The 24,032-nt window shown below is 73.1% G+C and carries 25 protein-coding genes and 1 riboswitch; of the genes, 12 read left to right on the forward strand and 13 right to left on the reverse strand.

The features are described from left to right. Positions 1-35: 35 nt before the first annotated feature. A complete protein-coding gene (locus AC1UE4_RS18525; protein WP_482918783.1) occupies positions 36-461 on the forward strand; it encodes a DUF2000 family protein in 426 nt (141 codons plus the stop codon). Here AC1UE4_RS18525 and AC1UE4_RS18530 read toward each other — a convergent pair. Both AC1UE4_RS18530 and AC1UE4_RS18535 read right to left on the reverse strand, forming a co-directional pair. Further along, on the reverse strand, positions 445-1,368 hold the full coding sequence (locus AC1UE4_RS18530; protein ID WP_482918784.1) for a DMT family transporter: 924 nt from the start codon (positions 1,366-1,368) through the stop codon (positions 445-447). The two genes, AC1UE4_RS18525 and AC1UE4_RS18530, sit on opposite strands and share 17 nt — an antisense overlap. Positions 1,369-1,377: 9 nt before the next feature. Further along, entirely contained in the window at positions 1,378-3,402 is a 2,025-nt protein-coding gene (locus AC1UE4_RS18535) for a putative bifunctional diguanylate cyclase/phosphodiesterase (RefSeq protein WP_482918785.1), read from the reverse strand. 306 nt (positions 3,403-3,708) lie between these two features. On the opposite strand from AC1UE4_RS18535, the gene AC1UE4_RS18540 reads away from it, so the two are divergent. From AC1UE4_RS18540 to AC1UE4_RS18550, 3 genes are read left to right on the forward strand one after another with little or no spacing between them, the layout of a single operon-like run. After that, positions 3,709-5,721, forward strand: coding sequence for an MFS transporter (locus AC1UE4_RS18540; RefSeq protein ID WP_482918786.1), 2,013 nt, complete (start codon positions 3,709-3,711; stop codon positions 5,719-5,721). A gap of 53 nt (positions 5,722-5,774) precedes the next feature. After that, the gene (locus AC1UE4_RS18545) at positions 5,775-6,155 is read left to right on the forward strand and encodes a nuclear transport factor 2 family protein (protein WP_482918787.1); all 381 of its coding nucleotides are present in this window, start codon (positions 5,775-5,777) and stop codon (positions 6,153-6,155) included. Between the two features lie 15 nt (positions 6,156-6,170). Beyond that, positions 6,171-7,241, forward strand: a complete 1,071-nt coding sequence (locus AC1UE4_RS18550) for a methyltransferase (protein ID WP_482918788.1) — start codon at positions 6,171-6,173, stop codon at positions 7,239-7,241. A 3-nt stretch (positions 7,242-7,244) separates the two neighbouring features. Here AC1UE4_RS18550 and AC1UE4_RS18555 read toward each other — a convergent pair whose 3' ends face one another. Beyond that, entirely contained in the window at positions 7,245-7,544 is a 300-nt protein-coding gene (locus tag AC1UE4_RS18555) for a hypothetical protein (protein WP_482918789.1), read from the reverse strand. A 20-nt stretch (positions 7,545-7,564) separates the two neighbouring features. Here AC1UE4_RS18555 and AC1UE4_RS18560 point away from each other — a divergent pair, with 20 nt between their 5' ends. Together AC1UE4_RS18560 and AC1UE4_RS18565 are read left to right on the forward strand one after the other, a co-directional pair. Continuing rightward, the gene (locus AC1UE4_RS18560; protein ID WP_482918790.1) at positions 7,565-8,095 is read left to right on the forward strand and encodes a GNAT family N-acetyltransferase; all 531 of its coding nucleotides are present in this window, start codon (positions 7,565-7,567) and stop codon (positions 8,093-8,095) included. A gap of 93 nt (positions 8,096-8,188) precedes the next feature. Next, the gene (locus tag AC1UE4_RS18565; protein WP_482918791.1) at positions 8,189-9,016 is read left to right on the forward strand and encodes a CpsB/CapC family capsule biosynthesis tyrosine phosphatase; all 828 of its coding nucleotides are present in this window, start codon (positions 8,189-8,191) and stop codon (positions 9,014-9,016) included. 9 nt (positions 9,017-9,025) lie between these two features. Here the strand turns inward: AC1UE4_RS18565 and AC1UE4_RS18570 are convergent, their stop codons facing one another. Genes AC1UE4_RS18570 through AC1UE4_RS18580 form a run of 3 tightly spaced genes read right to left on the reverse strand, consistent with a single transcriptional unit; the run spans position 9,026 to position 12,208 of the window. Beyond that, positions 9,026-9,856 (reverse strand): trypsin-like peptidase domain-containing protein, encoded by an 831-nt coding sequence (locus AC1UE4_RS18570; RefSeq protein ID WP_482918792.1) that lies wholly within the window; start codon positions 9,854-9,856, stop codon positions 9,026-9,028. 52 nt (positions 9,857-9,908) lie between these two features. Beyond that, positions 9,909-11,417 (reverse strand): WS/DGAT/MGAT family O-acyltransferase, encoded by a 1,509-nt coding sequence (locus tag AC1UE4_RS18575; protein WP_482918793.1) that lies wholly within the window; start codon positions 11,415-11,417, stop codon positions 9,909-9,911. 29 nt (positions 11,418-11,446) lie between these two features. Continuing rightward, complete coding sequence (locus AC1UE4_RS18580) at positions 11,447-12,208, reverse strand: SDR family NAD(P)-dependent oxidoreductase (protein WP_482918794.1); 762 nt, start codon at positions 12,206-12,208, stop codon at positions 11,447-11,449. 77 nt (positions 12,209-12,285) lie between these two features. Between AC1UE4_RS18580 and AC1UE4_RS18585 the strand changes: the two genes are divergently transcribed. Next, positions 12,286-12,621 carry a cupin domain-containing protein gene (locus AC1UE4_RS18585; RefSeq protein ID WP_482918795.1) on the forward strand — a complete coding sequence of 112 codons (336 nt, stop codon included), beginning with the start codon at positions 12,286-12,288 and terminating at the stop codon, positions 12,619-12,621. A gap of 86 nt (positions 12,622-12,707) precedes the next feature. Next, on the forward strand, positions 12,708-14,870 hold the full coding sequence (locus tag AC1UE4_RS18590) for an MMPL family transporter (RefSeq protein ID WP_482918796.1): 2,163 nt from the start codon (positions 12,708-12,710) through the stop codon (positions 14,868-14,870). Here the strand turns inward: AC1UE4_RS18590 and AC1UE4_RS18595 are convergent. After that, positions 14,846-15,529 carry a dihydrofolate reductase family protein gene (locus AC1UE4_RS18595; RefSeq protein ID WP_482918797.1) on the reverse strand — a complete coding sequence of 228 codons (684 nt, stop codon included), beginning with the start codon at positions 15,527-15,529 and terminating at the stop codon, positions 14,846-14,848. The genes AC1UE4_RS18590 and AC1UE4_RS18595 overlap by 25 nt on opposite strands. Before the next feature lie 24 nt (positions 15,530-15,553). Here AC1UE4_RS18595 and AC1UE4_RS18600 point away from each other — a divergent pair, with 24 nt between their 5' ends. Beyond that, positions 15,554-15,982: a hypothetical protein gene (locus AC1UE4_RS18600; RefSeq protein WP_482918798.1), complete on the forward strand. Its 429-nt coding sequence runs from the start codon at positions 15,554-15,556 to the stop codon at positions 15,980-15,982. Here AC1UE4_RS18600 and AC1UE4_RS18605 read toward each other — a convergent pair. Further along, positions 15,961-16,806, reverse strand: coding sequence for a DICT sensory domain-containing protein (locus AC1UE4_RS18605; RefSeq protein ID WP_482918799.1), 846 nt, complete (start codon positions 16,804-16,806; stop codon positions 15,961-15,963). The genes AC1UE4_RS18600 and AC1UE4_RS18605 overlap by 22 nt on opposite strands. Positions 16,807-16,881: 75 nt before the next feature. Here AC1UE4_RS18605 and AC1UE4_RS18610 point away from each other — a divergent pair, with 75 nt between their 5' ends. Beyond that, positions 16,882-17,757 (forward strand): NAD(P)H-binding protein, encoded by an 876-nt coding sequence (locus AC1UE4_RS18610; RefSeq protein ID WP_482918800.1) that lies wholly within the window; start codon positions 16,882-16,884, stop codon positions 17,755-17,757. After that, the gene (locus AC1UE4_RS18615; RefSeq protein WP_482918801.1) at positions 17,732-18,472 is read left to right on the forward strand and encodes a hypothetical protein; all 741 of its coding nucleotides are present in this window, start codon (positions 17,732-17,734) and stop codon (positions 18,470-18,472) included. Before AC1UE4_RS18610 ends, AC1UE4_RS18615 begins: the two co-directional genes overlap by 26 nt. Here the strand turns inward: AC1UE4_RS18615 and glpX are convergent. From glpX to AC1UE4_RS18630, 3 genes are read right to left on the reverse strand one after another with little or no spacing between them, the layout of a single operon-like run. Continuing rightward, on the reverse strand, positions 18,469-19,503 hold the full coding sequence (glpX, locus tag AC1UE4_RS18620) for a class II fructose-bisphosphatase (RefSeq protein WP_482918802.1): 1,035 nt from the start codon (positions 19,501-19,503) through the stop codon (positions 18,469-18,471). The genes AC1UE4_RS18615 and glpX overlap by 4 nt on opposite strands. A 6-nt stretch (positions 19,504-19,509) precedes the next feature. Next, positions 19,510-19,983: a hypothetical protein gene (locus AC1UE4_RS18625; RefSeq protein ID WP_482918803.1), complete on the reverse strand. Its 474-nt coding sequence runs from the start codon at positions 19,981-19,983 to the stop codon at positions 19,510-19,512. Between the two features lie 12 nt (positions 19,984-19,995). Further along, positions 19,996-21,204 carry a molybdopterin molybdotransferase MoeA gene (locus AC1UE4_RS18630; protein WP_482918804.1) on the reverse strand — a complete coding sequence of 403 codons (1,209 nt, stop codon included), beginning with the start codon at positions 21,202-21,204 and terminating at the stop codon, positions 19,996-19,998. A 76-nt stretch (positions 21,205-21,280) separates the two neighbouring features. Between AC1UE4_RS18630 and AC1UE4_RS18635 the strand changes: the two genes are divergently transcribed. Then, on the forward strand, positions 21,281-22,477 hold the full coding sequence (locus AC1UE4_RS18635) for a nucleotidyl cyclase domain-containing protein (RefSeq protein ID WP_482918805.1): 1,197 nt from the start codon (positions 21,281-21,283) through the stop codon (positions 22,475-22,477). A 15-nt stretch (positions 22,478-22,492) separates the two neighbouring features. On the opposite strand, the gene AC1UE4_RS18640 is transcribed toward AC1UE4_RS18635, so the two are convergent. Beyond that, positions 22,493-23,191, reverse strand: a complete 699-nt coding sequence (locus tag AC1UE4_RS18640; protein WP_482918806.1) for a septal ring lytic transglycosylase RlpA family protein — start codon at positions 23,189-23,191, stop codon at positions 22,493-22,495. Continuing rightward, positions 23,184-23,339: riboswitch (cyclic di-AMP (ydaO/yuaA leader) on the reverse strand. Its footprint overlaps the gene before it by 8 nt. A gap of 45 nt (positions 23,340-23,384) precedes the next feature. Then, positions 23,385-23,948: a hypothetical protein gene (locus AC1UE4_RS18645; RefSeq protein ID WP_482918807.1), complete on the reverse strand. Its 564-nt coding sequence runs from the start codon at positions 23,946-23,948 to the stop codon at positions 23,385-23,387. Between the last annotated feature and the right edge of the window lie 84 nt (positions 23,949-24,032).

A 24,032-nucleotide genomic window follows, 5' to 3' on the forward strand; every position in this document is an offset into this window, starting at 1 on the left:
GGCGGGCCGCGGTCTCGCGGCCCGCCGTCTTCGTCATGGCGGTCACCGACTTCGACACGAAGGTCGCCGTCGTCGTCCGCGACGACCTCGCCGCGTGGCAGCGGCTCAACGTCACGGCGTTCCTCATGAGCGGCGTCGTCGCGGGCGCGGACGGCGAGGGGCTCGTCGGACCGCCGTACGAGGACGCGGACGGCGTGCAGTACCTGCCGATGCTCCGCCAGCCCGTGCTCGTCTTCGAGGCGTCCGCCGAGAAGCTGCGCACGGTGCACCGCCGCGCACTCGAGCGCGAGGTGACCGTCGCGCTCTACACCTCCGAGCTGTTCGCGACCGGCCACGACGACGACAACCGCGCGGCGGTCCGCGCCGTGGCGACCGAGTCGCTGGACCTCGTCGGCGTCGCCTTCCGGGCGCCGCACCGCCCGGCCGACCAGATCCTCCGCGGGCTCAAGCGCCACCCTTAGCGCGGGCGAGCAGCATCGCCGCCGCGAGGACGAGCACCGCTCCGGCGAGCTGGATCGCGCTGAGCCGCTCGCTGAACGCCAGGTAGGCGAGGGTCACCGTCACGACGGGCTCGAACGTCGAGAGGATCGACGCCGCGCTCGGGCCGACGCGCGCGAGACCGGCGAAGAAGGCGACGATCGGCAGCGTGGTCGAGACCAGGGCGATGAGCGCGAGCCACAGCCACCCTTCGGCGTCGAAGCCGAACTCCAGCTCGCCCGTGATCGCCCCGGCGAGGGCGAACGTGACCGTCGCGCCGGCGCACACCAGAGTCGAGAGGACGAACGGCTCGATCCGGTCGCCCGCGTCGTGCGCGACGAGGATGTACGTCGTGTAGACGAGTGCCGCGCCGAGTCCCATCGCGGCGCCCGCGGTGTCGAACGCGCCGCCCGCGGCGCCGCCGAGCACGATCGCCAGGCCGGTGCAGCTCAGGCCGAGGGCGACGACGCGGCGTCTGGTGATCCGCTCGCGACCGAGCGCGAACGCCGCCAGCGTGACCCAGGCGGGGAACGTGTAGAGCAGCAGCGCCAGCAGCGACGCGTCGAGCGTGTGCAGCGCGCCGAAGTACAGCCCCGACTGCGCGGCGTAGCCGATGGCGCCGAGCGCGAGCCCCACGCCGATCGCCCCGTGGTCCAGCCGCGGTCGGCGCTTCGTCGCCGCGAGGACCGCCGTGAAGAGCACGCCCGCGAGCGCGAAGCGGACGAGCAGCAAGGTCAGCGTCGAGACGCCGGCGTCGTAGGCGAGCTTGCCGAAGATCGCCATCGCGCCGAACCCCGCGGCCGACAGGACGCACAACGCGGCCCCCGTCGCGACATGCGCGCCCTCGGCGTTGAGGTTGCCCGCTTGCGCGTTCTCGAGCCCGGCGGCCACCGGGCGAGACTAGGAGGCGGCGGACGAGGGGACGCGGCCCGCCGCCCACGCCTCGAACGCCGCGGGCTCGAGCGGTCGGCTGATGAAGAAGCCCTGTGCGCGTTCGCATCCGCGCCCGGCAAGCACCGCCAGCGACTCCTCGTCCTCGACGCCCTCGGCGACGACCTCGAGGTCGAGCCCCTGTGCGAGGCCGATCGTCGAGGCGACGATCATCGCGTCGCTCGGGTCCGTGGCCATCCCGAGCACGAACGACTTGTCGATCTTGAGCACGTCGAGCGGCAGGTCCTTGAGGTACGCCAGCGATGAGTAGCCCGTGCCGAAGTCGTCGACCGCGAGCGTCACGCCCATCGTGTGCAGCTCGGTGAGCACGCGGGCGGCGCGGACCGGGTCGGTCATGAGGACGCCCTCCGTGATCTCGAGCTCGAGCGCCTCGGCCGGCAGGCCCCAGCGAGCGAGCACCGCCTTCACCTCGGCCGGGAGGTCATCGGCGAGCAGGTCACGGCTCGACACGTTCACGGAGACTCCGCTCGGGAGCCCCCGGCTTCGCCACTCGGCGCACTCCCGCACCGCCCGATCGAGCACGTAGAGCGTCATCGGACGCATGAGCGACGTCTGCTCGACGACCGGGATGAACGCGGCCGGAGGGACGAGCCCGCGCGTCGGGTGCTGCCAACGCACGAGCGCCTCGGCCGAGCACACGGCGCCGGTCGCCACGTCGATCTGGGGCTGGTAGTGCAGGATGACCTGGCCCTCGTCGAGCCCCTGACGCAGCTCGGCCGCGATCGCAAGGCGGTCGATCGTCCGCTCGTCGCGCTCGGGGTCGTACTGCTCCACGCCGGTGCGAGCGTCCTTGGCGGAGTACATCGCGACGTCCGCGTGCTGGAGCAGCGTGTCGATGTCGTCGCCGTCGCGCGGGAAGAGAGCGATGCCGATGCTCGCGTCGATGTCGAGCGCCACGTCGTCGACCTCGAAGGAGTGCTGCAACCGCGCGAGCATGCGGCGCGCGACGCGGTGGGCGTCCTCCTCGCCGGAGACGCCCGGCAGGAGCACGGCGAACTCGTCACCGCCGAAGCGTGCCACGAGGTCTCCCTCGCGCAGCTCGTCGAGAAGACGGGGACCGACATGGCGCAGGAGCTCGTCGCCCCGGTGATGGCCGAGGGTGTCGTTGATCTCCTTGAACCGATCGAGGTCCATGAGCAGCACCGCCACTTGCAGGCCGTCGCGCCGGCCGTGCTCGATCGCGGCGTTGGCGCGCGAGGCGAACAGCACCCGGTTCGGGAGGTCCGTGAGGCGATCGTGCAGCGCGTGATGCTCGTTGAGCCGCGCCTCCTTGCCGGCACGGAAGATCGCCAGCAGCGGGAACGCGAGCAGCGGGACGACGAACAGGCCGTCATCGGAGGCGGCGACCACGAGTGGCGCGAAACCGAGCAGGAGGAAGGCGGTCGATGCCTGGAACGAGAGGTCCTCTCGGAGGTAGAGCGCCAGGCGGGTGTTCGTGGCGATCGCACCCGCCGCGCCGACGAAGAGGTTGTTCAGGAGGAGGAAGAGGGCGCCGGCGAGGAGCGCGGCGGCCGTGTCCACGCTGTCGAACGGGATGCCGCCGTCGAGCGACAGGAGCGCGTTCATCGCGCTCAACGCTCCTGCGGCTGCGGCGAGCGCGACGGCGTACTGCCCGACGTTGAAGACCGCGGCCCGCACCGACTTCCCGAGATGGACGTCCCCGACGATCGATCCGGCCGCTTGGGCGACCATCGCCGGCGCCGGGCCGAAGATGAAGAGGAGCGCAAGCGTGAACGCGCTCGCCGTCGCGACGTCGCCGTCGTGTCCCGGGACCTTGATCGGCAGCAGCTCGCCCGCGACGACGAACGCCACGAGCATCGCGTAGAGCACCGGCGCGTCGCCGACCGCGTGCAGCCCGTCCGCGCTGCAGAGCACGACCAGGACAACGCAGCCGGCGAGCCCGAAGACGGTCAGGTAGAGGTCGAGCGCGTGCTTGCGCGCGATCTCGGCGAGGGTGGCGAGCCGAGCTTGCATGGCCCTCCGGTGATCGTCAATCGACGAGTGAACTGGAGGGCCGGCGCCCGAAAGTGGCGCCGACCGACCAGCTAACCGAACTTCCGGCCGGCTCCGACCATCGCCGCCAGCGCGCCGAACGACGCAGCAGACACGGCGATGCGGAGGGCACGGATCTTGGCGACATCACGAAGCTTCATCGCTGATCCTTCCGTGGATTTGACGTGACGCCCGATCATCGGGCTGGGAGCGTCCTCGGACCGCGCGGGTGGTCCCCTTGACGAAGGGCTTTCAAGGTGGACGGGAGTTGGACGATCTCCCGGCAGCATGCTGCTCGTCGTCTTCTCGCTGCTGGCCATCGCCTCGGTGCCGCTCGCCGGCGGCCGTCTTTCGCGGCTCGCGGACGTCGCGGTGCGGCACACGTGGGCCGTGTTCGCCGGGTTGGCGGTGCAGGTGCTGTTCCTCACGGTCATGCCCGGCCAGCTGCCATCGCTGCAACGGCCGATCCATGTCGCGACGTACGCCTTCGCGGTGCTCTTCCTGGTCGCGAACCGGCGGATCTCCGGTCTGTGGCTCGTGGCGGTGGGCGCGGCCACGAACCTCGCCGCGATCTGCGCGAACGGCGGCGTCATGCCGGCCGCGCCGCAGGCACTCGAGGCCGCCGGGCTGTCGTACGACAAGGGCGAGGCGTTCGCGAACTCCGCCGCCGTCACGACACCGCACCTCCAGCTGCTGGGTGACGTCTTCGCGGTCCCGGCCTCCTGGCCGCTGAGCAACGTGTTCTCCGTCGGCGACGTCCTCATCGCGGTCGGCGTGCTGATCGCGCTGCACGCGGTATGCGGCAGCCGTGTCCCGGGTTCCCGGTCGAGCTTCGCTGCGGTCACCCGGCATCCGGGGTTCCTGCGGCTCTGGCTCTCGCAGGCCACGTCGAACCTCGGCGACTTCGTCTACACCGTCGCGCTGGCGGTCGTGCTCGTCGGTCACGGGTCGGCGATGACGCTCGCGGGCGTCTTCGTCGTCCAGGCACTGACTGCCGCGATCGCCGGCTTCTTCGGCGGCGCCCTCGCCGACCGCGTCTCGCGCCGTCGGCTGATGGTCGTCGCCGACGCGCTGCGTGCCGCCGCAGTGGGCAGCCTGCTCCTCGTGCCGGATCCCGGCGTCGCCCAGCTCGTCGCCGTCGCCGCCGTCCTCGGGGCGGGCGGCGGCGTGTTCCAGCCCGCGATGCAGGCGTCGCTGCCGAACGTCGTGCCGGAGAACCTGCTCGTGGCCGCCAACTCGCTGATGACGATGACCTTCCACACGGCAGTGCTCGCCGGGCCGTTGCTCGGTGGCCTGCTCGCCACCGGCGCCGGCGTCCGCTCGGCCTTCGCGCTCAACGCGATCTCGTTCGTCGTGTCGGCGGCGCTCATCGCGCGCACCGCCGTGCCCCGCCCCGCTGCCGCGGACGCCGTCACCGGTCTCGTGAACGACCTCGTCGAGGGGCTGCGCTACGTCGCCCGGGCTCGGGCCACCCGGGTGCTCATCGGCATCCTGTCCGGCGCGATGCTCGCAGCCGCGCTGCGCCAGCCCGTGGAGCCGCTGTTCATCACCGGCGATCTGGGCGGCTCGGCCGCCGACCTCGGCGTCGCGGCCGGAGCCTGGGGGCTCGGGATGGTGCTCGGGTCGGGCTTCGCCCCGCGCATGTCGACGTGGCTGAGCGGCGACACCATGGTGGCGGTCGCGCTGCTCGTCATGGGCGCCGGGACGGTCGGCGCGGTGGCGGGTGGGACCATCGGCGCGCTGCTCGCGTGCTGGGTCGTCGCCGGCGCGGGCAACGCCCTGCTCGTCATCGCCTACGAGACGGCGCTGCAGCAGCGCACGCCGGACGCCGTCCGCGGGCGCGTCATCGCCGCGAACGAGGCGGGGTTGGACTCGGCGCTGGTCCTCGGCGTCCTCGGGGGCGGCGCGGCAGGCGCCGCCTTGGGCGTGCCCGTCGCGCTGGCGCTGTCCGGGATCGGGCTCGTCGCGCTCGGCGGGGTCGCGTTCGCTCGGCTCGGCGAGGTGCCGGTCGCGCTGTCGGCCGAAGGGGTGCTCGTAGACGATCGCGTGCTCGTTCGGGTCAGCGCGGCCGCATTGCGGGCGCGGGACGTCGTGCCGGCGCGCGTGGCGCTGCGCCTTGGCGAGGAAGGGCCGCTCGTGGAGCCGGTGCCCGCGCCGCCCCAGCCGCTCGAGGACGCGTGGCGCGCCGCGTTCGTCGTCACCCGCGCGGAGTTCCACCGCTGGGCGTCTCACCTCGCGGTCGTCCGCGGCGACTCGGAGACGGTCCTGCCGCCGGTGCCGCTCCGGCCCCTGCGCTCCTGACCGGGCGGGCGGGCGCCATCCCGATCGTCAGGGCGGGCGGTAGGGTCGCCGGCATGGCTTCGCATCCCTTCCGCGCCGCCGTCGAGGCCGAGGACATCGGCGCCGCGACGGACCTCCTCGCCGATGACGTCGTGTTCCGGTCGCCCGCGGTGTTCAAGCCGTACGAGGGCAAGGAGACGGTGTCGACGATCCTGCGGACGGTGTTCGGGGTCTTCGAGGACTTCCGGTACACGGACGAGCTGTCCGGCGATGGCGTCCACGGGCTCGTGTTCGAGGCGCGCGTGGGGGACCGGACGCTGCAGGGGCTCGACCTCATCCGCGACGGCGCCGACGGGAAGATCGCCGAGTTCACGGTGATGATCCGCCCGGCGTCGGGGCTGATGGCGGTCGCCGAGAAGATGGGTCCCGCGCTGGCCGAGGCCGGCGTCGGCTGACCGGCCCGGCCCCTCTTGCGCGGCACCGAGGTCATCGAGGAGGCCGACGGCCTCAGGATCGTCTGCGATCCCGAAGGCACCGACGTCCCCGACGTGGTGCAGGGCGTGACGGCGGCGGCGGAGACGCTGGCGCATCTGCTCGTGCGGCGGCCGGTCCGTTCCGCGCTCGACCTCGGGACCGGGAGCGGCTTCCTCGCGCTGACCACGGCGCGGCACGCCGACCGCGTCGTGGGAACGGACGTCAACCCGCGCGCCGTCGAGATGGCGCGCGCGTCGGCGCGGCTCAGCGGGGTGGACAACGTCGACTGGCGGGTGGGCGACTGGTACGAGCCCGTCGCGGGCGAGCAGTTCGACCTCATCGCCTGCAACCCGCCGTACGTGGTGTCGCCCGAGAACCGCCTGATCTACCGCGACGGGTCGCAGGCGACGCCGGGCGTCGTCCGTGGCGCCGCCGCGCATCTCGTCGCCGGCGGGCTCGCGCAGTTCCTCGTCAACTGGGCCCATCCGCTCGACGACTGGGCCGGCCCGCTGCGCGAGTGGATCCCGGACGGCTGCGATGCGCTGGTCATCCACCACAGCTCGCTGCGCCCGCGGCAGTACGCAGAGACGTGGGCCGAGCCGTCGCAGGTCCCGTCATGGCTGGACTGGTACGCCGAGCAGGGGATCGAGGCGATCGGCGCCGCCTTCCTGCTGCTACGCCGCCGCGACGACGACGGCCCGCCGCGGCTCCAGGCGCTCGAGGCGTCGAGCGCGCCCACGCCGCGAGCGGGCGTCCACGTCGAGCGCCTCCTGCGCGGAGCCGACCTCGCAAGCGCGCCCGACGAAGAGCTGCGCGCGATGAGGCTGGCGATCGCCGACGGCGTCCGCGTCGAGGGAACGACGCGCCGCCGCTCGGGCGCATGGCACCACGGCCCGGCGACGCTCAAGATCGTCCCGACCACCGGCGTCGAGCTGAAGGCAACAGCCGACCAAGTCGACCTCGTCTTCCCCCTCGACGGAACGACCGCCGCCGGAGAGATCGCGACGACCGACGACGCCCTCGCGTACGTCCGGAGGCTCATCGAGCTCGGCTTCGCCGAACCGTAGGCGTCAGTCGATCCGCTGAACGACGATGCCGCCGAAGCGGTGTTCGCGGGCTCGGCAGGGGACGCCGTCGACGAGGCAGAGGGCCTCGTCGCCTTCGAGATGCTGCCACGCGTCGTCGACGCAGGCCTGCGCGGCGAATCCGCCCGTGATCGTCTCGTTGAGGAAGCGCAGCGGGTGGCCGGCGTCGTCGACGGCTCGGGCCGCGCACTCGCCGCAGACCTGGCGCGGGTAACGCTCCCAGTAGGGGACCGGCGCGCCGCAGACGGCGCAGGGGACGGGGTGGCCGATGTTCAAGCCGGGCATCACGGAGCACGATGTCATGCGTGGATGTGCTCGTCACCGAGCGGCTGGAGCTGGTCCGGTGGGAGCCGGAGCACGACGAGCTGCTCGTCGTCTCGTCGGCGCAGCCGGAGGTGGTCAGGTACATCCGCGACGGGAGGACGTGGACGGCGGAGTTCGCGCGCGAGATCGGCGCGCGCAACCGGGCGCACTGGGCGCTGCACGGGTTCGGGTGGCGGCCCGCCCGGCTCAAGGACACGAAGGAGCTCGTCGGGTTCATCGGGCTCAACTTCACCGAGGCGGGCCGGACGGAGGGCGTCGCCGAGAACGAGATCGAGATCGGGTGGTGGCTCGATCCCGCGCAGCAGGGGAACGGCTACGCGGTCGAGGGCGCCCGAGCGGTCGCGGACGAGGCGCGGACGCGGCTCGACGCGAAGGAGCTGCTCGCCCGCATCCACCCGGACAACGAGGCGTCGAAGCGCGTGGCGCGCGCACTTGGCCTCGAGCTCGCCGGGACCGGCACGACCGACGAAGGCGTCCCGGTCGAGCTGTTCCGCTCGGTGACCATCCGGTGAACGCGCTGCAACCGCGGCGGGCCTCGCCGGTACCTTGGAGAAGACACGACGAGAACGACCGGCGGGCACCGACGATCCGCCAGGAAGGAACGCATGACCTCAGTGGACCTCCACCTCCACCTCCTGCCCGGGGTGGACGACGGGCCCCGAACGCTGGCCGAGAGCCTCGAGCACGCGGAGCGCATGGTGCGCGCCGGCGTCCGCGAGGCGATGGTCACCCCGCACGCGCTCAACGCCCGCTTCGCGGTCGACCTCACGGAGATCGCCGAACGCACCGCCGAGCTGCAGTGGGCGCTCGACGTCGCCTCGCTGCCGCTGAAGCTCCACCCCGGCGGCGAGGTGCACCCCGCCGGGCTCGCCACCGCCACCCGCGCAGATCTCGAGCTCGTCGCCCGCGGCCGGGGAGCGGCGAGCTGGGTGCTCGCCGAGGCCCCGTTCGCCGGCGTCGACGCGGCCTTCCTCGAGGGCTGCGAGCGCGTGCGACGGCTGGGCTTCGGCCTCGTCATCGCGCACCCGGAGCGCGCGGAGAGCGGCCACGAGCTGCTCGACCACGAGCTGCGCGCCGGCAGCGTGCTGCAGGTCAGCGTCGACTCGCTCGCCGGAGACCAGGGCGAGCGGGCGCAGCGGATCGGCCGGCAGATGGTCCGCGACGGCCGGGCGTACCTGCTGGCCTCGGACGGCCACGGGCGGTCCCGGCCGCGGACGCTCGGCGAGGGCTACGCGCTGGCGGTCGAGGCGGGCGCCTCGGCGGTCCGCGCGAAGCAACTCGTCAAGGCGAACCCGCGGCTGCTGCTGCAGCACGGGTTGCCGCCGCTGAAGACGGAGCTGCCGTCGCGGAGGCCCGCCTGGCGGGGCGACGACCGGCAGGTCGTCGTTGCCCGCGACGCGGCGAGAGGTCTCGGCCGCGTACGCGGGCGATGACGAAGCGGTCTACCGGCCGAGGCCGAGGCCGCCGAGGAGGCGGCTGCTGCTGAAGGGCTCGGTGCCGTTGGCGAGCGTGATCGCGCCGTTGAAGTGCTGGCGCATGTAGGCGTGCTCCTTGTTGAAGTCGCCGACGCCGTTCGAGCCGGCGAGCGGGGCGATCGCGACGGTGCTGAGGACGCCGAGCGCCTTGCCGTCGGCGTCGAGGAACGCGCTGCCCGAGTCGCCGGGGATGCCGGGGGTCGCCGTGTAGACGGTGTGCGACCAGCCGTTGCCGTCGTCGCCGAGCGACGTGCCCTGCTTCGGCGAGAGCTGCGCGACGCCGCCGCGCAGCGAGGAGTTGCCGTAGCTGTAGACGTCGTCGCCGGACTGCGTGCCGGTCGTGTTGATCCCGGTCGGCCCGCCCCAGAACGGCACCGTCGGGTTCACCTTGCCGGCGTCGGCCGGGTCGAGCTTCACGAGCGCGAAGTCGTTGTACGCGCAGGTGTCGCCGTCCGACTCGCCGTTGGCCTGCATCGTGAGCCAGCTGTTGTAGACCATCGTGCCGGGCTTGCTCGCGCCGTCGACCTCGACGGGCGTGCCGACCGGGAGCGAGCCCGAGTCGCAGCCGTTCGTCTCGGTGGAGCCGCCGGTGCCCGAGCAGTGGGCGGCCTGGCCGATGTAGGTGCTCGCGCCGTCGGTGAAGACGAAGTTCGCGGTGCACTGGGCGCCGTCGGTGAACGTCATGACGCCGGGATGGATCGCCGCGCTGTCGGCGGGCGCCCAGGCGGACGCCGTCGCGGGCGCGAGCGCGGTGATCGCGACCGCGCCGAGAGCAAGCAGGGTGGGACGTATGCGCATGGGTCTGAGACGGAGACCGATGCGAGAACTGGCGCCCCGAGGGGCGCCCGCGTCAACTCGTCTTGCTCTTCGCCCCGCGCTTGCGAGCCGGCGTGCCCTTCTCGCGCGCGGCCTCCAGCAGGTCCAGCAGCTCGTCCTCCAGCCAGTCCATGAGCTGCCAGAGATCCGGCATCTGCTCGCGATCGGCGACCACGCCGAAGTCGAGGCAGCCGTCGTAGCTCATGACCGTGATGTTCAGCCCCATCCCGTCGGTGATGACCGAGACGGGGTGGTTCGCGACGAGCTTCGCGCCGCCGAGGTAGAGCGGGAACTGCGGACCCGGGACGTTCGAGATCACGAGGTTCCACGCCGGCCGCCCCGGGCCGGTGGACAGCCGGAACGTCAGCTGCGCGGCGCGCGAGAACACCGCGGGCGGGATGAAGTGGTTCGCGTCCTGCAGCAGTTGCGCCGGCAGCGCGCGATGGCGCTCCTTCATGTCCTTCAGCGCCTCGTGCGTGCGGCCAAGCCGCGTCACCGCGTCGCTGTCCTGCGTGAACAGCGGGGCCGCCATGAGCATGATCCGGTTGCCGTACGTCCCCATCTGGTCGTCGGTGCGCACCGACACGGGGATCTGGGCGACGAGCGGCTGCTCGGGCAGCTCGTCGTGCTCGATCAGCCACGACCGCACCGCGCCCGCGCAGATCGACACCACGACGTCGTTGACGGTGCAGCCGAAGGCGTTCTTGACCGTCTTGACGTCCTCGAGCTTCAGCCGCGAGAACGCGAAGCGCCGGTGCGCGGACACGCGCCCGTTGAACTTCGTCTTCGGCGCGACGAGCCCGCCGCTGCCGTCCGGCTTGCGCACGCGGTCGCGGCGCAGCGCGTCGTTGACCGCGCCGCCCACGCGCCCGACGGCGCCCGCGCCGGGCAGCACGCCGAACGGGGTGTCCTCGATGTGCGGCACCGCGTTCGGGATCGAGCGCAGCGCGCGCAGCGGGTACTTCGGCAGCCCCAGCAGCCCGCGGCCGAGCATCTCGAGCTGCGACGGCGTCGCGCCGTTCGCGTCCGTCTCGGAGGCGCCGGGCAGCTCGCGCCCCTCGGGCGCGAGGTCGTACAGCAGGCCCATGATCTCCGCGCCCGACATCCCGTCGATGACGGCGTGGTGGATCTTCGACAGCACCGCGGTCGTCCCGGCCTGCAGCCCGTGGATGACGTAGATCTCCCACAGCGGCCGGGTGCGGTCGAGCGGCCGCTCGGCGATCCGCGCCACCTGGTCGGCGAGCTGCTGGTCGTTGCCCGGCCGCGGCAGCGCGATCTCCCGCACGTGGTAGTCGAGGTCGAACGCCTCGTCCTCGACCCAGTACGGGTAGTCGAGCCCGAGCGGCACCTCCGCCAGCCGCCACGTCAGCGGCGGAAGCAGGTGCAGCCGCTCCTCGATGAGCCGCTTGACGTGCCCGCAGTCGAACGACCCGCCGCCGGGGATGGTCGACGGGTCGACGATCGCCAACCCGCCGACGTGCCCGACCTGTCGCTTCGACTCGAGCGCAAGGAACTGCGCATCGAGGCTGGTGAGCTGCCGCATCCCTCTCCTCTCCTGACCCGGAGCGGAGCCTACTTCGGAGCCATCCTGAGCGCACCATCAAGCCGGATCGTCTCGCCGTTGAGCATCGTGTTCTCGACGATCTGCACGGCGAGCCGCCCGTACTCCACCGGCTGGCCGAGCCGCTTGGGGAACGGGATGCCGGCGGCGAGCGCCTCCCGGCCTTCCGGGGGAAGCGCCGCCAGCAGCGGCGTGTCGAACAGGCCCGGCGCGATCGTGTTCACGCGCACGCCGACGCCGCTCAGGTCGCGCGCTGCCGGCAGCGTGAGCCCGACGACGCCGCCCTTCGACGCCGAGTACGCGACCTGGCCGATCTGCCCGTCGAACGCCGCGATCGACGCGGTGTTCACGCAGACGCCGCGCTCGCCGTCCTCGTTCGGCTCGGTCTGCGCCATCGCCGCCGCCTCGTAGCGCAGCGCGTTGAACGTGCCGATGAGGTTGACCCTGATCACGGTCTCGAACGGCTGCAGCGAGTGCGGCCCGCGCTTGTGCGCGATGCGCTCCGCCCAGCCGATGCCCGCGCAGTTGATCCCGATGCGCAGGCCGCCCTCGGCCTCGGCCGCCGCGGCGACCGCCGCCTCGACCTCCTGCTCGTTCGTCACGTCGGTCTTGACGAACCGCGCGCCGATCTCCGACGCGGTGGCCGCGCCCTTCTCCTCGTTCAGGTCGGCGATGACGATCTTCGCTCCACGCGCCGCGAGCTCGCGCGCGGTCGCCTCGCCGAGCCCGCTCGCGCCGCCGAAGACGACCGCTCCTGTTCCCTCGATGTGCATGCGCGCGGAGACAATCAGAGTTTCGCCCTCTCCGTCCTCGCGAGCTCGGACGGCCGGGCGACGTTACATTCCCGCCCATGGATTCCTGGGATCTCACGACCGACGACGTAGCGGTCCACAAGCCGAAGGTCCTGCACTCCGACGCCGGCGCCGCTCGGGCGATCGCGATCAACCTGCCGAGCGGGGAGCGCCTGCAGGACCACGAGGTGCACGAGCACGCGTACGTCGTCGTGGTCAGCGGCGAGGTGGAGATCGACGCGGCCGGCACGACGTCGACCGCCACGGCCGGCACGCTCGCGCACTTCCCGCCGCACGAGCGCCACGAGGTCCGCGCCACGCAGGACGCGCGGCTGCTCCTGCTGCTCGCGCCCTGGACGGGCGAGGGCCGCGACGAGCACGGCAACCGCGCCTAGCACCAGTTCGCAGGTAGGGACAACCCCACCCGCGGTCGGGTGGATCCCGCATAGGCGCCCGGGCTTTCGCGCGAGAGCCTGGCGCCATGACCCTCCCAACGAAGCAACGCAACCTCGCGGGCCGCGCGGGCAGCTGGTCCGCCCGGCACCGGAAGACGGCCATCTTCGGGTGGCTCGCCTTCGTGATCGTGGCGCTGGCCCTCGGCACCGCCGTCGGGACCAAGCAGATCGAGGACCAGGACCAGGGCGCCGGGCAGGCCCGGACCGCCGACCGCGTCGTCCACGACGCGTTCCCCCAGAACGCCGACGAGCAGGTGCTCGTCCAGTCCACCGACACTGCAGCGCGCAAGGCGACGATCCGGGATGTCCGGGAAGCGGTCGCCAAGTTCGACGGCGTCAAGCTCGAGCGGACCGACGTCTCGAAGGACGGCAAGTCGGAGCTCGTGAACTTCACGCTCGCCGGTGAGAGCGAGCACACCAAGAACACGATCGAGCCGATCGAGCAGGCCGTGAAGGACGTGGCCGCGCAGCATCCCGGCGTGTTCGTCGGGCAGTTCGGCGACGCCAGCGCCAACCGCGCGCTCAACGACCGGTTCGAGCAGGACTTCAAGAAGGCCGAGTCGCTCTCGCTGCCGCTCACGCTCGTGATCCTCTTCGTCGCGTTCGGCGCGCTCGTCGCGGCCGGCATCCCGGTGCTGCTGGCGATCTCCGCCGTCGGCGCGTCGATCGGCCTCGTCGCGCTGCCGAGCCAGCTGATCCCCGTCGACGAGTCGATCTCCTCGGTGATCCTGCTCATCGGCATGGCGGTGGGCGTCGACTACTCGCTCTTCTACCTGCGCCGAGAGCGCGAGGAGAAGGCACGCGGCGCCGGCCGGCTCGAGGCGATCGACATCGCCGCGGCGACGTCCGGTCGTGCCGTGCTCATCTCGGGCCTGACCGTCATGGTCGCGATGGCCGGCATGTTCATCACCGGGCACGCGACGTTCATGTCGTTCGCCGTCGGGACGATCATCGTCGTCGCCGCCGCGATGCTCGGCTCGCTGACCGTGCTGCCCGCGATGCTCTCGTGGCTCGGGCCGCGCGTCGAGAAGGGCCGCGTCCCGTTCCTCGGCCGCCGCCGGCGCGCCGACGGCGAGTCGCGGGTCTGGAACGCCGTGCTCGACCGCGTCCTCAAGCGCCCGGTCGTCTCCATGGTCGCCGCCACCGCCGTCCTGCTGGCGCTCGCCGCGCCGGCGCTCGGCCTCAAGACGGCGAACTCGGGGCTGACCGACCTGCCGCGCGACATGGCCGTCATGCAGACCTACGACAAGATGCAGGCCGCCTTCCCGGGCGGTGAGATCCCCGCGGTCGTCGTCGTTCGCGGCGACGGGCTCGACAAGATCTCCGAGCTGCAGGCCGCCACGAAGGACTGGGGCCCGTCGACGGTCGAGCGGTCGCCCGACGGCACGGTCGCGACGGTGTCGATCCCGATCCCCGGCGACGGCACGAACGCGACGTCCAACGCGGCGCTCGAGCGGCTGCGGTCCGACATCGTGCCGCGCACGGTCGGCCACGATGCGCTCGTGACCGGCATCACGGCCGGCTCGAAGGACTTCAACGACCTCATGAAGAGCAAGGCGCCGCTCGTCTTCCTCTTCGTCCTGTCGCTGGCCTTCGTGCTGCTGCTCGTGACGTTCCGGTCGATCGTGATCCCGATCAAGGCGATCGTGCTCAACCTGCTGTCGGTCGCGGCGGCGTACGGCGTGCTCACGCTCGTCTTCCAGCACGGCTGGGGCGCGTCGCTGCTGGGCGTCGACGAGGCGAACCAGGGCTTCATCGTCAGCTGGCTGCCGATGTTCCTCTTCGTGATCCTCTTCGGCCTCTCGATGGACTACCACGTGTTCATCCTCAGCCGGATCCGTGAGGCGTTCGACGGCGGCATGAAGAGCGACGACGCGGTGTCGTTCGGGATCAAGAGCACGGCGAGCGTCGTGACGAGCGCCGCGGTCGTGATGGTCGGCGTGTTCGCCATCTTCGCGACGCTGACGTTCATCGACATGAAGCAGATGGGCGTGGGGCTCGCGGCCGCGGTGCTGATCGACGCGACGATCGTCCGGGCGGTGCTGCTGCCCGCCGCGATGAAGCTGCTCGGCGACCGCAACTGGTACCTGCCGAAGTGGCTCGAGTGGATCCCGCAGGTCGGGTCGCACGACGGCCCCGCCCCGCAGCGGATCCCGGCGGGCGCTCAGCCGGCGCGGGTGACCGCGTAGCGCAGGAACAGCGTGCCGCCCTCCTCGAGCACCCAGCGGAGCTCGAGGGGGGCGGCTTCGCCGTTGGCGAGGATCGTCAGCGGATCCTCCCCGCCGGCGAGGACGGGGGAGAGGGTGAGGAACAGCTCGTCGAACACGCCGTCGGCGAGCACCGCCGCGTTCAGGGTCGGTCCGCCCTCGCAGAGCACCGAGCGCACGCCGTGCTCCTCCTGCGCGCGGCGGACCGCCTCAGCGGGCGAGCCGGTGACGTACCGCGCGACGCGCGCCTCGGGGTCGTTCATGAGCGGCGCGTCCTCGGGGAACTCGCCGGAGCGGCTGACGACGATCGCCAGCGGCTCGGGCTCGAGGCCGCGGGCGACGCGGATCGCCCGGCGTTCCGCCTTCGGGACCATGCGGCCGTAGTTCTCCTTGCGCACCGTGCCGGTCGCGACCATGACCGCGTCGACCGACGTGCGCAGGGCATGGAAGACCGCGCGGTCGGCGGGACTCGACAGATCCTTCGTCAGGCCGCCGAGCGTCGCCCGGCCGTCCGCGCTCGCGACCATGTTCACCACGACGTAGGGGCGGTCGGGCGGCGCGAGCGCCTTGAAGTCGACGTCCGCGAAGACGTCCTCGGCCTCGACGCTTCCGGGCGCGGGGTGCAGGCGGTTGATCAGCACGGGCGGCTGGCATGATCGCAACCGATGGAGCCATGGAGCGGGATCGCCGACGCCGACGCGCACCTCGGGCGCCCCGTGCCGCTGCCCGCGGCGCCGCTGCCGCTCGTGCGCTGGGTCGAGGTGCGGCCCTCCGGCGAGCACGGCGTCGAGGTGGAGTGGAACCTCGACGACACCCGCCCGGCGACGCCGGCGCGGCTCGCGCTGTACGCGGGCATCGAGCCGCCGGAGGAACGCGCGTGGCCCGTCGAGCCTGTCGTCGTCCACATCGCCGGCGCCGAGGGACGCCACCGGGTGCTGCCGCTCGAGGAGGCCGAGGAGTCGCTGCGGCCGGCGCACGAGATCGCGTGGCGGCGTGACGAGCTGCACCTGCGGCTCACCGCGCAGGGCCCGTGGGACGTCGACGCACTGCTCGCGATCGCCGCGTCGGTCGGTCAGGCCGAGCCTTCGAGGTAGCCGATCGCGCGGTTGGTCAGCGCCGTCAGCATCGGCGCCGGCTCTTCCATCGCGAGCGGCCGGTCGGCGAGCAGCGCCTCGAGCTCGCCCCCGTACTCGGGGTCGATGGGCGTCACGAGCCGCGCGGCGACCTCCGCGGCGCGGCGGACGGCGCGCGGATGGATCGTCCAGATCGCCTCGAACCGGCGCTTGTGGTCGTCCGGGCCGCCGATCTCGATGTCCGTCGGGTGCTCCCACGCGAGCAGGCAGGCCGCGTAGCCGGGCGCGTCGACGATGACCGCCCACTCGTTGCCGATCGCGTCGTCGAGGTCGATCGGGATCTCGACCGGCCCGCCGGCTGGCTTGCGCTCCTGGCCGAAATCCGCGAAGACCGTCGCCGCGTCGGCGCCGGCGGCGATGCGGCGGTAGCGGTGCTCGACCTGGCGGTAGGCGCGCTCGCGCTGGAACGCGCCGAACACCACGGGCGCGGCCGCGTTCGCGAGCAGCTCGTGCTCGATCGCGCGGCTCAGCCCGATGAGCGTCCGCTTGCGCAGCAGCTGGGGCCGGGCCATCTCGTCGATCGCGGCAACGGCGGCGTAGATCGACGGGCGGTCGGTGCCCGCTCCGGACTCGCGGACGCGCTCGATCGCCGCGGGGATCGACAGGCCGAGCCGCCGGTAGGACGCCACCCTGCGGATCGCCTCGACGTCGTCGTCGGAGTAGCGGCGGTAGCCGGCGGCGGTGCGGCCCGGGTCCGGGAACCCGTAGCGCTGCTCCCACATGCGGATCGTCCCGGCGGCGATGCCGGTGCGCTCGGCGACCTGTCTGATGGCGAGTTCTGTCATCGCGGTACGCAGACGGTACGAGCGGGCGCGCTCAGAGGGTCATCCGGCGGCGCGCATCGGGTACGCATCTTGCACATGCGACGAACCGTCCTCGTCACCGGCGCCACCGGCTACATCGGCGGCGAGCTGCTGCCGGCGCTGCTCGGCGCCGGCCACGACGTGCGCGCGCTGGCGCGCGACCCCGATCGCGCCGACCTCCCGGACGGCGTCTCCGTCGCCCGCGGCGACGTGGTGAGCGGCGATGGCCTGGACGAGGCGCTGGCGGGCGTCGAGGTCGCGTACTACCTCGTGCACTCGATGGGGCGCGGCAACGACCGCGACTTCGCGGAGACCGACCGCCGCGGCGCGCGCACGTTCGGCGCGGCGGCGCGGGCGGCGGGCGTGCAGCGGATCGTCTACCTCGGCGGGCTCGAGGGCGCCTCGGAGCACCTGCGCAGCCGCGAGGAGGTCGCGACGATCCTGCGCGAGCACGTGCCCGACACCGTGCACGTGCGCGCCGCGATGGTCATCGGCGCCGGCAGCGCGTCGTTCGTGATGCTCCGCTCGCTCGTCGAGCGGCTGCCCGCGATGGTCACGCCGAAGTGGATCAAGACGCGCACGCAGCCGGTCGCGATCGCCGACGTCGTGGGGACGCTCGCCGTGCTCGCGACGTTCGAGGGCCCGCCGCAGGAGGTGGAGCTCGGCGGTGCGGAGGTGCTCACCTACAGGGAGATGATGGAACGCTACGCCGCGGTCGCCGGCCTGCGCAAGCGGCCCGTCGTCACCGTGCCGGTGCTCACGCCGCAGCTGTCGTCGTACTGGGTCGGCTTCGTGACGCCGGTCGATGCCGCGCTCGCCAAGCCGTTGGTGCAAGGCTTGTCGGCGGAGATGATCGTTCGCAACCCGCCCCCACCGGGGCTCAACGACGACCCGAAGGGCTTCGACGATGCGGTCCGCGCAGCTCTGGCGTAGCGTCGCGGCGCTGCTCGCGCTCGTCACCGCCGGCGCGGTGGCGCTGCTGCAGCGGCCCAAGCGCGTCGGCCACGCGCTCATCGTCACGGCGCCCGAGCACACGGTCAACGACCCGGACCAGGGCGTGCGGTCGGTGCAGGAGGCCGACCTCATCCTCCCCGACGACCGGATCGGCGACCTGTGGACGCCGCGGTCGCTCGAGCGCCTCGCGCGCACGTACTGGCGCTGGCTGTCGCGCGCGACGCTCGGCCTCGTGCGCGTGCACTACTCGGAGCACGGCCGGCAGGTGCGGGCGCTTGGGTTCATCCCGCTGCTCACGTTCAAGGAGCCGGAGTACGAGATGGACGCGACCCGCGGCATCGTGCGCTGGCGCATCGATCGCGGCGTGCTCGTCGCGAAGCGGGGGCGTGGGGGAGCGGGCTACCTCGAGATCGAGGTCCACCGGCGGCCGTCGGAGGACTACCCCGGCTCCACCATCGTCCACGTCGAGGTGGAGGTCGCGAACTTCTACCCCGCGATCGCCACCTCGATCTCGAACTGGGTCTACGAGAACACGCAGTCGCGCATCCACGTGCTCGTCACGCACTCGTTCCTGCGGTCGCTCGCGCGCCTGGATCTCGCCGAGTCGAGGGTCGGCCGGTACGCGCGCATCGAGGACCTGCCGGCGCCGGTCCGCGCGAAGGACCGGGGCGACATCGCGACTCCCGCGGCCTAGCCGTACCGTCCGCCGGTGACCGCGCGGAGCTTGGCGCGGTCGTGGCGGGCGCTCACGCGGCGCACCGTGCCCGAGCGCGAGCGCATGACGAGCGACTCGGTCGTCGCGCCGCTGCGCGTCGACGGGCCGACGTAGCGGACGCCCTGCAGGACGTCGCCGTCGGTGACGCCGGTCGCGCTGAAGAAGCAGTCGTCGGACCTGATGAGGTCGTCGGCGGTCAGCTGCTTCTCGAGGTCGTAGCCCTGCTCGAGCGCGGCGCTGCGCTCCTCGTCGTTTCGCGGCCACAGCCGGCCGACGATGTCGCCGCCCATGCACTTCAGCGCGGCGGCGGAGATGACGCCCTCCGGCGTGCCGCCGACGCCCCACAGCAGGTCGACCGGCGAGTTCTCCGACACCGCGAGCATCGACGCCGAGACGTCGCCGTCGGAGATCAGCCGCACGCGCGCGCCGGCGTCGCGGATCGCCTTGATGCCGTCCTCGTGGCGCGGGCGGTCGAGGACCACGACCATGATGTCGCGCACGTCGCAGGCCTTGCGGTCGGCGACGAGCTTGATCGTCTCGGCCATCGGGCGGTCGAGGTCGAGCAGGTCGGCGATCTCGGGGCCGCCGGCGAGCTTCTCCATGTAGACGCACGGGCCGGGATCGAACATCGACCCCTTCTCGGACAGCGCGATGACGCTCAGCGCGTTCGGCATGCCCTTCGCGCACAGCGTCGTTCCCTCGAGCGGGTCGACGGCGATGTCGACCGCGGGCGGCGAGCCGTCGCCGATCTGCTCGCCGTTGTAGAGCATCGGCGCCTCGTCCTTCTCGCCCTCGCCGATGACGACGATGCCGTCCATCTTCACCGTGTCGAGCACGAGCCGCATCGCGTCGACCGCCGCCTGGTCGGCCGCGATCTTGTCGCCCATGCCCACGTAGCGCGCGGCGGCCAGGGCGGCCGCCTCGGTCACGCGGACGAGCTCGAGGGCGAGGTTGCGGTCGGGCTTGCCCTCGCTGCGGTGTTCGAGGACGGTGTGCTCGGTGCCGGCCATGTCGTTCTAGAGGACTCCAGGAGGCTTGCGGGCTCGCTCGACCTCGGACGCGCGGAGCGCCGAGCCGACGAGCATGAGGATGATCCCGATGAGCGCGATGACCCAGCCGTACTTGAGGCTGGTCAGGCTGCGCGTCTCGCCGGGCTTGCTGATGAGGCCGTCGTAGATCACGAGCCCGAAGGCCGCGATCGCCGTGACGGCCGTCGCCTCGCCGCGGGCCCAGGAGAGCTGGTGGCCGCGGACGATGATGTAGGCGAGGATGAACGGCGCGGCCGCGGCGGCGAGCAGCAGCCAGCGCTGGATCGAGTGGACGTCCCAGGCGGAGTAGTCGCCGGGACCGCCGACGCCCTCGATGAGGTTGCGCGTCTTCACGTGGTACCAGGGAAGGAACACGCTGACCGCGAGGAGGGCGCCGCCGACGAGGGCGACGACCTCGGTGCCGGTGAGGCGCTTTGAGGTCTTCTTGTCGACGGTGGCCATCGGCGCGGGACCCTACACCCCGGACAGGGGCTCGACGTCCACCTGCTCCCCCGCTGCCGCCTCCCCCTCGCCCGCGGGGACGATCGCCAGGCCGTCGGCGCCGAGCATGCTCATGAGCTGATGGGAGCCCTGGGGGCCGGTCGGGGTCGCCCTTGCACCGTGGTCGGTGTGGTCGAGCCGGACGCGGACCGCCTCGTCGCGGCCGGGGTTGCGGGGGATGGCTTCGGTGAGGATCGCGGTGAGGCGCGTGGTCGTGGGGTCGCCCTGCTGCATGGCGATGAGCGCGGGGCGGGCGAAGAGGAGGAACGTGACCATCGCGCTGACCGGGTTGCCGGGCAGGCCGAACACGAGCTGCCCGTCGCGGGTGCCGAACCACGTCGGCTTGCCGGGTCTCAACGCGACGCGCCAGAAGCGCTGCTGCACGCCGAGCGCTTCGAGCGCGGGCTTGACGTGGTCGTGCGGGCCGACGCTGACGCCGCCGCTGGCGATCACGACGTCGGCGGCGGCGAGGCCTCCCTCGAAGGCTCGCTCCGTCTCCTCCTGCGTGTCGGCGACGGAGCGGTGGACCGCGACCTTCGCGCCCGCCGCCTGCGCGAGCGCGCCGAGGGTGACGCCGTTGGACTCGTGGATCTGGCCGGGCTGGAGCGGCGTGCCGGGCGGGGCGAGCTCGTCTCCGGTGGCGATGATCGCGACGCGGGGGCGTCTCGTGACGACGAGCTCCGAGCGGCCGGCGATCACCGCGACGCCGAGCGCCGCCGCGTCGAGGCGGGTGCCGGGCTCGAGGACGGGTGTCTTCGCTCGCACGTCCTCGCCGGCGCGCCTGATGTGCTGCGCCGGCGGGACGTCGGCGGTCGTCGTGATCGTGCCGTCGCCGTTCTCGGTGACCTGCTCGACCGGGACGACGCCGACGTCGCCGGGCGGCACGACGGCGCCGGTGGAGACCCGCACCGCCTCGCCTTCCCGCGGGGGCGTCGTCGCGGGCGCGCCGGCGCGCGACTCGCCGGCGATCGTGAGCGTGCGGTTCGCCGGCCCGGGCGTGACCACGAACCCGTCCATGGCGCTGTTGTCGAACGGCGGGACGTCGTTGACCGTGACCACCTGCTCGGCGAGGTAGCGCCCGAGGACCTCGTGGCCCACCGCGACCCGCTCGACCCGCAGCGGCGAGACGTGCTCGAGCACGACGCGCCGCGCGTCCTCGATCGAAAGAAGCGATCCCGCCATCGGCGCCATCGTCGCAGGACCGTCGCGTCAACCGCGATTGCCCTCGCCGTCCGATCCGATCGATATCCACCCGGCCATGCCCGCCTCCTCGCTCGGCCGCTCCCGGCCGCGTCCGTTCGCGGGCGCGCCGGCACTCGACGGGCGGTTCCTGGCGAAGGCGTGGCTGGTGGAGCTCGTCGCGGTCGCACCGCTGGAGAGGGCCGGCGCGGTGCCCGGCCCGCGCTTCGCCGAGGACGCACCGGCGGTCTGCTCCGCGGTCGTCGCGGCGCTCGGCAGCGACGAGGCGTTCGACCGGCTCGCACCGGGCGGCTCCCTCGCGCCGCTCGCCGCCGGCAGCGCCGCGCTTGCGGGCGCGCACGACGGCCTGACGGCGGTGACGTCGCTCGAGGCGCTGCGCGCGGTCGCCTGGGCCGAGCTCACCGCCGCCCTCGACCGCCCGTCGCCCGCCGAGGTCGCCGAGCTCGCCGACCGCCTCGCCGCGATCATCGCGCTCCTCACCACCGCGTCCCTCGCCACCGGAGACCCCACCGACCGCCTCCGCCCCGGAGACCGAGGCCCCCTCGCCGCGGTCCTCCGCCGCCACGACACCGCCCCGCCCGACGCCCAAGACTTCTCCCCGCGCGAAGACGCCGGGGAGCGGGAGGACCTCAGCGCGAGCGCGCGCGAAGACCTCTCCGCCGACGCCCCACCCGAGGACCTCGCCACGCCGGCGACGCCCCCCGACGATCTCTCTCCGGCCGGCCCCTCGGATCTCCTCCCGCCGGAGGACGCGGCTTCGGCGCCCGCGGTCGCGCGGCTTCACGACGCGAGCTCCTTCGGGCGCCGGGTCGCGCCGTGGACTGCGGCGATCGAGCGGCGTCTCGCGCGGCACAAGCAGGACGGGGTGCCGTTCGCGGTGCTGTGCCTCGAGGTGCTCGACGCCGACCGGCTGCTGCGCGCGGACACGGACGGGTCGGCGGCGGCGGCGCTCGAGGCGGCGGAGAGCGCCGCGCTCGCGGAGCTGCGGCCCGCGGACGCGCTCGTCCGCGAACGGATCGGCCGCTACTGGCTCACGGCGCCCGACACCGACGGGGCGGAGGCGCGGTCGCTCGCGCACCGGGTCGCCGCGCACGTCGAGTCCGTCTCCGAGCATCGCGGCGCGCCGCTGCAGCTCTGCGTCGGTCTCGCGACGTGCCCGTCCGACGGCGCCGAGGCGGTCGTCCTGGAAGCGCGCGCGGAGGAGAGCCTCTACGCCGCGCAGGCCGCCGGCGTGCGCGTCGATCCCGCGCGCTGAGCGCGCGGCGACGGCTCAGCGGCTCTTGCGGGCGCGGAGCGCCGAGGGCGGCGCGAGGACGCCGATGCGGCCGGTGCCGGTGACGCCGATGAGCTGCGCGGCCGCCTGCGTGAGGTCCCAGTCGCGGCCGGGGTGGAACGGGCCGCGGTCGATGACGGGGACCGTGGCGACCTTGCCCTTGTAGTAGACGTCGACGAGCGTCCCGCACGGAAGCGTCTTGTGCGCGACGCCGACGGTCCTGGTCGTCAGCCGGGTGCCGCAGGCCGTCTTGCGGCCGAAGAAGCCGGGGCCGTACCAGCTCGCGACCGCGGACCTGAAGATGGTGGTCGTCGCGACGAGCGGAGCGGACGCGGCGGAGGCGTTGGCGTCGGGCCGGTCGACCTGCGCGCGCAGCGTGAGCCGGCCGGGGACGGCGGTCTTCCACGTCGTCCGGAACGTGCCGTCCTGCGCGACGAGCGTCTCGGCGATGTCGGACCACGTTCCGTCGAACGTCCGCAGCTGGATGTGCACCGCGCGGCCGGCGTCCTCCGAGGTGGTGCGGCCCCTGATCGTCATCGTGCGATCGAGCATCGCGCCGGGGCGCACGTCGAGGTGCGGCCGGTCGATCGTCGCCTCGGCACCGCCAGTGGACGCCTCCTGCGCGAGGGCAGGCGAGGCGACGCCGAGCAGGAGCACGGCGGCAAGCGGCGCGATGTCGCGTAGGCGGTGAAGCATGAGCTGGTCGCCTACGGGGTGAGCTGACGGGCTCGCGCAGTGCGCTAGGACCCGAGTCGGATCCATTCGCCCCGGCGGACCTCGCGGTCCGCAGTGGTTCCCCCGCTCCCGCCGTCCGGAGACGGACGGGACTCGGCTGGCGGAGACCTTAGCGCGGGAGCGACGTGCGCGCGTCGCTCCCGCTGTGGTTCCGCTAGGGCTTCGGCAGGCGCGAGAGCAGGCCCTTGACGGCCTGGCCCGCGACCGCGGCGCCGAGCTGACCCAGCTCGCCAACCGCCTTCACGCCCGTCGTGACGATCTCGATGCCGCTCGGCGCGCCGCCGGCGTCCTGCTCGGTCGCCCAGCCGGCGGGCGGCGCCTGCTCGGGCTTCGAGGCCTGCGCCTTCGCGCGCGCGGCGCGCGACGACTTCGCCGACGAGATCGGCGTCGGCGGACCCGCCGCCTCGGCCTTCGCCGAAGCAAGCGCCTTCACCTCGGCCGTCGCCTTCTTGCGCGCGGGAGCCTTCGCCGCCGCCTTCCGCGCCGGAGCCTTCTTCGCGGAAGACGCGGCGCTCGACGACTTCGCCGACGAGGCCGCCGGCTTCTTCGCCGAAGACGCTGCGGGCTTGGGCTTCGCGGCGGTGGAAGGAGCCTTCGCCGACGACGCCGCGGGCTTCTTCGCGGCGGACGCCTTCGCCGCCGGCCTCTTCGCCGAAGACGCGCGCGTCGCGCGCGCGGAGGGCGCCTTCTTCGCCGGCTTCTTGGGGGTCTTCGTCACGCTCGCCGCGGAGGCGACCGCGTCCGCCGCAGCGGACGTTGCGTCGGCGTCCGCACCAGCGGCCGCGGACGCGCTACCGTCCGC

The organism is Parviterribacter kavangonensis, assembly GCF_056863335.1.

Coding starts and splice junctions, on each gene's coding strand:
- AC1UE4_RS18570 (WP_482918792.1), bottom strand. CDS start 9,856: ATGCGCATACGTCCCACCCTGCTTGCTCTCGGCGCGGTCGCGATCACC.
- AC1UE4_RS18580 (WP_482918794.1), bottom strand. CDS start 12,208: ATGCACATCGAGGGAACAGGAGCGGTCGTCTTCGGCGGCGCGAGCGGG.
- AC1UE4_RS18585 (WP_482918795.1), top strand. CDS start 12,286: ATGGATTCCTGGGATCTCACGACCGACGACGTAGCGGTCCACAAGCCG.
- AC1UE4_RS18590 (WP_482918796.1), top strand. CDS start 12,708: ATGACCCTCCCAACGAAGCAACGCAACCTCGCGGGCCGCGCGGGCAGC.
- AC1UE4_RS18630 (WP_482918804.1), bottom strand. CDS start 21,204: ATGGCGGGATCGCTTCTTTCGATCGAGGACGCGCGGCGCGTCGTGCTC.
- AC1UE4_RS18575 (WP_482918793.1), bottom strand. CDS start 11,417: ATGCGGCAGCTCACCAGCCTCGATGCGCAGTTCCTTGCGCTCGAGTCG.
- AC1UE4_RS18545 (WP_482918787.1), top strand. CDS start 5,775: ATGGCTTCGCATCCCTTCCGCGCCGCCGTCGAGGCCGAGGACATCGGC.
- AC1UE4_RS18525 (WP_482918783.1), top strand. CDS start 36: ATGGCGGTCACCGACTTCGACACGAAGGTCGCCGTCGTCGTCCGCGAC.
- AC1UE4_RS18535 (WP_482918785.1), bottom strand. CDS start 3,402: ATGCAAGCTCGGCTCGCCACCCTCGCCGAGATCGCGCGCAAGCACGCG.
- AC1UE4_RS18565 (WP_482918791.1), top strand. CDS start 8,189: ATGACCTCAGTGGACCTCCACCTCCACCTCCTGCCCGGGGTGGACGAC.
- AC1UE4_RS18610 (WP_482918800.1), top strand. CDS start 16,882: ATGCGACGAACCGTCCTCGTCACCGGCGCCACCGGCTACATCGGCGGC.
- AC1UE4_RS18640 (WP_482918806.1), bottom strand. CDS start 23,191: ATGCTTCACCGCCTACGCGACATCGCGCCGCTTGCCGCCGTGCTCCTG.
- AC1UE4_RS18555 (WP_482918789.1), bottom strand. CDS start 7,544: ATGCCCGGCTTGAACATCGGCCACCCCGTCCCCTGCGCCGTCTGCGGC.
- AC1UE4_RS18605 (WP_482918799.1), bottom strand. CDS start 16,806: ATGACAGAACTCGCCATCAGACAGGTCGCCGAGCGCACCGGCATCGCC.
- AC1UE4_RS18625 (WP_482918803.1), bottom strand. CDS start 19,983: ATGGCCACCGTCGACAAGAAGACCTCAAAGCGCCTCACCGGCACCGAG.
- AC1UE4_RS18540 (WP_482918786.1), top strand. CDS start 3,709: ATGCTGCTCGTCGTCTTCTCGCTGCTGGCCATCGCCTCGGTGCCGCTC.
- AC1UE4_RS18635 (WP_482918805.1), top strand. CDS start 21,281: ATGCCCGCCTCCTCGCTCGGCCGCTCCCGGCCGCGTCCGTTCGCGGGC.
- AC1UE4_RS18600 (WP_482918798.1), top strand. CDS start 15,554: ATGGAGCCATGGAGCGGGATCGCCGACGCCGACGCGCACCTCGGGCGC.
- glpX (WP_482918802.1), bottom strand. CDS start 19,503: ATGGCCGGCACCGAGCACACCGTCCTCGAACACCGCAGCGAGGGCAAG.
- AC1UE4_RS18615 (WP_482918801.1), top strand. CDS start 17,732: ATGCGGTCCGCGCAGCTCTGGCGTAGCGTCGCGGCGCTGCTCGCGCTC.